The sequence below is a fragment of the Kaarinaea lacus genome (assembly GCF_975902315.1).
The window spans coordinates 1-5,840 of record NZ_CDLKIE010000054.1 but is presented as its reverse complement, the minus strand read 5'-3'; the positions used below and the strand labels follow the sequence as shown (position 1 = coordinate 5,840).

The 5,840-nt window shown below is 45.6% G+C and carries 5 protein-coding genes; all 5 read right to left on the bottom strand.

Features of this window, described 5'->3' with window-relative positions; all coding sequences use genetic code 11:
• Positions 1-997, bottom strand: a 997-nt coding sequence (locus tag ACWVCM_RS00960; RefSeq protein ID WP_455199821.1) for a DUF6765 family protein, incomplete at its 3' end; no start/stop codon positions are given.
• 238 nt (positions 998-1,235) lie between these two features.
• Positions 1,236-1,604 (bottom strand): YajD family HNH nuclease, encoded by a 369-nt coding sequence (locus tag ACWVCM_RS00955; protein WP_455199820.1) that lies wholly within the window; start codon positions 1,602-1,604, stop codon positions 1,236-1,238.
• 188 nt (positions 1,605-1,792) lie between these two features.
• Entirely contained in the window at positions 1,793-3,268 is a 1,476-nt protein-coding gene (locus ACWVCM_RS00950) for an SLC13 family permease (protein WP_455199819.1), read from the bottom strand.
• Between the two features lie 205 nt (positions 3,269-3,473).
• On the bottom strand, positions 3,474-4,490 hold the full coding sequence (locus tag ACWVCM_RS00945) for a thioredoxin fold domain-containing protein (protein ID WP_455199818.1): 1,017 nt from the start codon (positions 4,488-4,490) through the stop codon (positions 3,474-3,476).
• A gap of 360 nt (positions 4,491-4,850) precedes the next feature.
• Positions 4,851-5,054: a hypothetical protein gene (locus ACWVCM_RS00940; protein WP_455199817.1), complete on the bottom strand. Its 204-nt coding sequence runs from the start codon at positions 5,052-5,054 to the stop codon at positions 4,851-4,853.
• Positions 5,055-5,840 lie beyond the last annotated feature (786 nt).

Genomic DNA, 5,840 nt, shown 5'->3' with positions numbered 1-5,840 from the left:
CTTGTGAATTGCCGAGATCATCAAAGCCACCTTTTTGCTGTTCCCAGTCTCTTTCTGAATAATCCAGTGCTTCTTCGGCTTCGCACGGGAACAGACTGTTACTCAAGATTGCGGTTTTCCAGGCTCCGATACGCCCTTCCTTGGCCGCTTCCAGGCGAATGATGTCTTCCACTTTTGATTTGATCGTATCGAATTGAACGGCACCGTTGGATATTTCTGCCTGAATGGCAAAGTCACTAAAGACGTTATGTAGTTTTTCGCAGCCTTCGAGGAAGGTCGCAGGATTATCGCGCCAGCCTGAATCCCCGTTGACTTCAAAATTGAATCGCCAGCGCAGAAAAGGTCGGTCCGGGTAGGTGCCGACTGCACCGTGGCCGAGCGCGCCGGTTGTGTCTTCACCAAGGTTACTCACTAATCTTCGATAGTTTTTGACAAGCAGTCTGGGGGCATATTTAACTAAAAATCGGGAATATTTTTTTAAAATATAAGCGCGCATTTCCTGGCTCTTAACATCCAGCTCGAACGATTCCCCGTGCACTTTATTATGCCTTGAACTCACACCCGAAAAACCGTAGTGGGAAAAAGTATCCGCGTAAACATGGGCTGTAATTCCCATCAATGCCAGACCGTACTGGTCTTTAACCGATACTGCATGGCGAATATGATTTTTGACCATTTCCTGAGCAAGCGGGCCATCTTTAACACAAATTAATTTTTCCGACAGCGAATGGCCTTCACCTCCCGGATAAAAGTGAAAGGGTACCCAAACACAGCGCTGCTCCTGATGGTTTAATGCTGAATTGACTATTGCCTCCGATCCAGTATGCGCTGTGGCAATGGTTTGAAACATCCCGCCATCTTCATGTGGTTCACTGTCATTCTGGGTAGAATCATCGGTGTATTGTGCTGCATAAGCCACCACCTTTGCATGCTTTACCGCCATTCCTGCTGCGCGGGCCATGGCATAAGTGCCGTAATAGTGCATATCGAGTTGCATGGTATCCTCCTTGGCAAATCGCCAGAGACCTGACCGGGGTTGTTTCAACTACTTATATATTATTTATAGAAGATTTATAGGGTAACTCCAGGCGGTTTGCAGATGATTTGGCATAAACAGAAAACAAACGGATCGGACTTGCTTTATTAATTGTAGCTACTCACATACAACCAGGTATATCGCAGAATGACAGGGAAATCGATGGGGGGCACTCCCGTCTCCCCTTATTGTTCTTTAATTATTTTTTCTTGTTATCCAACATGTCTTTGAGATCAGAAAATGGATTATATGTCGCATGCGCACTGTTCGCACTATCACTCACACTAACCCCCTGCTGCGCATCCAGCTGCCGTTGATGTTCGTTGTCATGACAATATAAACATAACAACTCCCAATTACTGCCATCGGGCGGGTTATTATCGTGATTGTGATCGCGGTGATGCACTGTCAGCTCATGAAGATTATTACGATTGAATTCTCGTCCACAGCGACCACAAACCGGGGGATACATTTTCAGCGCCTGCTCACGATAGCCTTGCTCACGCAATTCACGGGCGCGTCTTGCTTCGGCGACCACACGATCTAACTTGTCATTCTGTGAATCCATAGTGCTAACCTCCTGCCACAAAGCAAAAAGGACTGTGATACCTTTAGCCAGATTTGCATGCTATACGATTTTAAAGTTCAGTCGCAATAATCAGGTTAGAGAACAATATTCACTAATATTAGCAACCATTGTTCTCTGAACCCAACATTAGCCAATATTTAATTGGGGTTTGCTACCTGTTATTCACATTAATAGTAATCAATAAAGGGCAAAACAACGATCACAAACAAAGTAATCACCAGCGCGGCGACCAGGTTCATATAAAAGCCGGCACGCGCCATTTGTGGAATCGTCACGTAACGACTACTGAACACGATTGCATTGGGTGGTGTAGCAACCGGTAACATAAAGGCATAAGACGCCGCTACCGCGGCAGGCACCATCAAAGACAAGGGATCCACACCGACAGCCACGGCCAGCGCACCCAGTACCGGCAGGATTAATGTTGCCGTGGCAGTATTGGAAGTGACTTCCGTTAAAAATATCACTACAAAAGTAATAACCAGTACCAGTACGACAAGGTGTGCACCTTTCAAGCCCGACATTTGCAGTACGATCCATTCGGTTAATCCACTGTCACTAAAACCCTGTGCCAGCGCAAAACCACCGCCAAACAGGATCAATATATCCCAGGGGAGTTTTGCCGCGGTAGACCAGTCGAGCAGGAATTCTCGTTGTTGATTACCCGCAACTTTAAAACGCGATGGAATGATGAAGAGTAACAAGGCACCGGCTATGGCAATACTTGCATCACTCACGCCCTTCAGTATCGCAAACTCGAATAGCCCACGGCTAATCCAGGTCATCGCCACCAGCGCGAAAATGATAGCAACCAGCTTTTCCGGTCGTGATATGGGCCCCAGCTGTTTTATTTCCTGTTGAATGACTTCGGTAACCTGATCAAAACTCTGTTGTTTAATGGAATAGGCAATACGTGTCAGGTAAAACCAGGCGATTGCCAACATAACAATCGACAATGGCAAACCAAATCCCATCCAGGCGGCAAAACTGATACGGTGATCATAAATCCGTTCAACAATACCTGCCAGAATCGCGTTGGGCGGAGTACCAATCAGGGTCGCAACCCCACCTATCGATGCGGAATAAGCAATCCCCAACATCAAGGCCACCCCAAAAGCTGACGTAGTAGACGACGCATCGTCAGTGTTGTTGTTAATGAACTGCCCCGCCACCGCCAACGCAATGGGTAACATCATCATCGCCGTGGCAGTATTACTGATCCACATGGATAAAAATGCCGTGGCCAGCATAAAGCCCAGAATAATCCGTGATGGATTAATCCCAACGGCACGGATAGTATGTAACGCGATACGTCGATGCAGATTCCATTTTTGCATTGCCATGGCGATCAGGAAACCGCCCAGGAAGAGAAATACCAGATGATTGGCATAGGCACTGGTGGTGGACGTGGTCGACATCACCTGTAGCAACGGAAACAGAGCCACCGGTAACAATGCGGTGGCCGCAATAGGGATTGCTTCGCTTATCCACCAGGTCGCCATTAATACTGCGACCGCCACCACCCGCCAGGCTGATACGGACATTGTCTCGGGTGGAGGAAAAAGCAGGATCAGGATGAATAAACACGGACCGAGCAAAAGACCGAGCAGACGTCGATCGGTAAGAACAGGTAACTTCTTCACGCGATTCAGGTATCCTCTCCAGGCTCTCGATATTCGAAGTCAGAAATTCAGTGCAGCAGAACTATTTTCTCTAAAATCAACAATTGTACTTTGACTTCAATCAGTATTTAGGGACAGATCCCAATTATTGAACGTCATACCTTGCTAAATGTAGTCTGCCCACTATTATTAGGTCACCTATTATTACATTAGGACCTGCCCCTGATTATTCCCGTGCTTTTCTTTTTTGTTGCGCCCGCCATCGCTGAAATTGCGGTAAAGCAACGTAGCCTTTGTCGACGACAAATTGCAGTCGTGCGCGGATATTATCGAGGACTTTCTCATCATCCGCTTTAATGTCATTTCCATCCTTATTAAGGAGAATATCAGTATCCACACGCAGCACTTCTTTACCCTCCCCGTAAAAGAACACCATCGCCGGATTATGGATTAAACCCAATTGATCAGCCCATGCCTTGCCACTGAGTTGCTTACCCTCTGGCGTGGTTATACGGTTTTGTGTATCGCTACTGCTGACAAAGGCAACATCCAGACGTAACAGATATGGCTGCAAAACTTCTGCCTTCAACATTTCACGCAGCAACTGACACTTACTGCAGTCGTCAGATTCAAATACCACCATTAAATGCCTGTCACTGCTTTTACGACGATCGAGATCCTGATTGACTGTTTTATCTTTTGCAGATTTGGTAGCAGACTGGCCTTGCTTCATAAATTGACGCAGGCTCATGCGCGTATAATTATCACCTTCCAGATAATTCAAAACCGCGCGCATTTTTTCCGGTGATTGATAACCTACCAGGCGCAATTGAATAGCCCCTCCTTCACCGTAGAAAATCATCGTTGGCGTAAATTTGGCTTTTTCCACGACAGCGAATTCTTTCGTCCAATGAGTCTTGCCCCGGGGATCGACCAGCTCGTTGTCGCTGAACACATCCAGACCAATCACATCGTAATTCTGATTCAGGCGTTGCGCGATCTCCTTTTCCTTGAACGCCTTTTCAAGAATGGCCAGGCAATAACTGCACGTCTCCATACTATAAAAAACCATTATTCCTTTCTTGCCCGCAGCACGGGCATCCTGCAAGTCACCCTGGAGATCGTACAAACTCTCCTTAAACCAGGCGGGATAAACCACGCGCGAACCCTGCGCCGCCAATGCCGAATTCAGCCATAGCAGGACAGTGAATAGAATCAATAAGTTGATTAGCTTTGCGCGCATCATATACCTCCTGGCTGACAATATCGTCACGCAACGAAGAGCATATCATTGTTTAGCACAAAACAGAGGACTATGCTTGCAATCTTAAAACCCACAGGAAATGGTTGACAATATCCATACTATTTTTGCTACATATGTAACAGGCGTATTAATCACTGAATAATTAATTTGATTACGAGAGTGGTGATCGACTATTCGGCTCGCGACGTGATCAAAAAGCGAGAATAACTTCGCTACACTGCGGTATCACAAACACTTTTAATGTCAGCAGGAAAAGTCCATACACGGCAAGTTTATGTACACGAAACAACAGGAAGAATAAATGAACAGGGAGCTGTCCCCTGTTTATTTAATCTGAACCTATTGATTCCTGGAATTCAAAAGATCTTCCAAAGCATCTAATGACAATGTTCTTACTGAATCTTCAATTCCCTCCAGAGCCATAAACCCAACGTGGCTTTTAATAAAAGCCATCTCCTCTGGCGTGAGACTCCGTTGCAACCGTTTCGCACTAATCTCTGCAATAGTGTTATGCCAGTTTTCTGTATGTTGTTTATTAGCCAATGTTAAATCCCAACCTATACATCATGTATTAGAGGTACGAGTTAATTTTTCCCTATTATTAGCAATCCAGTGGAAAAACCGGGGCGGACCTATACAACTATTATTGTTACCCACAATTAAACAGTATAGTCGCATTCTAGCTTAGAAGGCCTGTTTCGTAGGCCAAATGAACTATCTATTATACGTGAAGATAAAATACCCATCCTTAGGAGTGGCTTTTTGAAAGTAAAAAGGAAGGTCTAAGGTGAAATAACAGTAAATCTACGACCTTTTCTATTGAGCGCTCAGTGAGTTGGGTAGGTCCGACCCTATGCCTATATGCCTAATGGCTAAAGTCCCTTCTCCCCTAGAGGGGAGAAAGGTTACGACTACAGGGATGTAGTCGTTAGAGCGACGCAGGAAGCCAAAGCCGAGGATGAGGGGTGATCTCTAAGCCTATGAAAATTCAACCCTCACCCTAACCCTCGGCAATTGCTCCTGCATTGCTCTACCTCGCACATCCATGTGCTCGTCTCCCAATCTTGGGAGAGGGAAAACATTTTAAATTAAGGTGGGTAAAATTCATGTCTCGTAGTCTTTAGAAATAAGTCTTTTACTGCTTATCAATTATATTTAACATCTTTGATGTAGTTTAGTGGGACAGCAGTGGGTCTGCCCCCTATTAGCTACTGTTATTCGACGTAGGGTTTATAAAGACTACGATCATTCAAATAAACGCGATTCACATGTAGTTTTGTATCCCAGGGGAGCTGCTGATAATTACGCCAGCCGTCCTTGTCCGGATTT